2 pseudogenes are annotated in these 2,223 nt (G+C 70.2%); one reads left to right on the plus strand and one right to left on the minus strand.

The annotated features are described in order from the left end of the window. A pseudogene (locus I3F58_RS29935) lies at positions 1–81 on the minus strand (IclR family transcriptional regulator); the annotation flags it as partial. On the opposite strand from I3F58_RS29935, the pseudogene I3F58_RS29120 reads away from it, so the two are divergent. Then, positions 49–2,223: pseudogene (locus I3F58_RS29120) on the plus strand (nitrate- and nitrite sensing domain-containing protein); the annotation flags it as partial. The pseudogenes I3F58_RS29935 and I3F58_RS29120 overlap by 33 nt on opposite strands.

The following is a 2,223-nucleotide window of genomic DNA, read 5'->3' on the forward strand; positions in this document are numbered from 1 at the left end:
TGTGTGCATGCCGGGGCTACCGGCGAAGAACTCCAGCAACTCCACCGTCCGCACCGCGGACTTGACCAGCCCGCCGACGCCAAGTCCAAGAACGGCAAGGGCAAGAGCGCGAAGGGCGCCAAGGCCGACAAGGACGCCAAGACCCCGAAGGGCGGCGACACCGGCGACACCGGCTCCCGAATAGCCCTGCGCAACTGGCGCATCTCCACCCGGCTCGTCTCCCTCCTCGCCCTCCCCGTGGTCGCGGCGACCTCGCTGGGCGGTCTGCGGATCCAGGAATCCATGGACAACATGGAGCAGCTGGACCACATGCAGCTGCTCACCAAGCTCACCCGCGAGGCGCACTACCTCGCCCAGGCCCTCCAGGCCGAGCGCGACCTGACGGCCGGTCCCCTGGCCAACGGCTACCCGGTCACCGACTTCAAGGTCTCCGAGCCGCGCAGCGAGACGGACGCGGCGAAGGACGCGTTCCTCAACGCCACCAAGGAGATCGGCGACACCCAGGACGACGAGGCGCTGGCGAGTATCCGCGCGAACGTCACCCAGATCGCCAACCAGGTCGTGACGATCGGCTCCATCCGCAAGGACGCCTATGCCTCCGGCCGGATGACCTCCGCGACCGTGGGCAAGTACAACCGGCTGATCGAGTCGCTGCTGACCCTGTCCCAGGACATGGCGCAGGCGACCAGCAACCCGGACATGATCAAGCGCACGCGCGCGCTGGCGGCGTTCTCCTCCGCCAAGGAGTACGCATCGATCCAGCGTGCCGTCATCGCCGCCGCGCTCCCCAAGTCGACCAGCGACGACAAGAAGCGCGAACTCAACGTCAACGACCGGCAGTACGCCGAGGACGCCCGCGTCAACGAGAGCGCCCAGCTCAAGTCGTTCCGCTCCATCTACGAGTCCTCGGGCGAGGACGCCTCCGCGCTGCTGTCCCCGCTGAACACCGGCAACCCCTCCATCCAGTCCGCCGACGAGTACGCGGGCCGGGTGCTGCGTGAGCAGAACGGCCTCCAGCGGATGCCCCCGCGTACCTTCCTCGACTGGACGGACGAGGCCGACACCAAGCTCAAGCAGATGAAGTCCATCGAGGAGTCCCTCCTCAGCAAGGTGGAGGAGAAGGCCCGTGAGCTGCGCAAGGAGGCGCAGCGCGACGCCATCATCAACGGTGCGCTGATCATCCTGGTGCTCGGCGTGTCCCTCGTCGGCGCCTTCGTGGTGGCCCGCTCCATGGTCCAGTCGCTGCGGCGGCTGCAGGACACGGCCACCAAGGTCGCCCAGGACCGCCTGCCCCAGCTGGTCAAGCAGCTGTCCGAGGCCGACCCGCAGGACGTGGACACGTCCGTGGAGTCCGTCGGCGTCCACTCGCGCGACGAGATCGGCAAGGTGGCCGCGGCCTTCGACGACGTGCACCGCGAGGCGGTCCGCCTCGCCGCCGAGCAGGCCCTGCTGCGGGGCAACGTCAACGCGATGTTCACCAACCTGTCGCGCCGATCGCAGGGTCTGATCCAGCGCCAGCTCTCGCTCATCTCCGAACTCGAGTCCCGCGAGGCCGACCCGGACCAGCTGGCCTCGCTGTTCAAGCTCGACCACCTGGCCACGCGTATGCGCCGTAACGGTGAGAACCTGCTGGTTCTCGCGGGTGAAGAGCCCGGCCGCCGGTGGACCCGGCCCGTGCCGCTGGTCGACGTGCTCCGTGCCGCCGCCTCCGAGGTGGAGCAGTACGAGCGCATCGAACTGGCCGCCGTCCCGGCCACCGAGGTCGCCGGCCGGATCGTCAACGACCTCGTGCACCTGCTGGCCGAGCTGCTGGAGAACGCCACGTCGTTCTCCTCCCCGCAGACCAAGGTCCGGGTCACCGGCCACGCGCTGCCCGACGGCCGCGTGCTCGTCGAGATCCACGACACCGGCATCGGCCTCTCCCCCGAGGACCTCGCCGCGATCAACGAGCGGCTCGCCTCGCCGCCGACCGTGGACGTCTCCGTCTCCCGCCGCATGGGTCTGTTCGTGGTCGGCCGCCTGTCCCTGCGACACGGCATCCGCATCCAGCTCCGCCCGTCCGACTCGGGCGGTACGACGGCGCTGGTCATGCTTCCGGTCGACGTCACGCAGGGCGGCAAGAAGCCGGGCAAGCCCGGTGCCCCCGGCGCGGGTGCCCCGGCCGGTCAGGGCGCGCAGGGCGGCGCCCCGGCGGGCGCGGGCCGTCCGGGCGGCGGCCAGGGC

This window comes from Streptomyces sp. MUM 203J (assembly GCF_022414595.1).
Classification (GTDB): Bacteria; Actinomycetota; Actinomycetes; order Streptomycetales; family Streptomycetaceae; genus Streptomyces.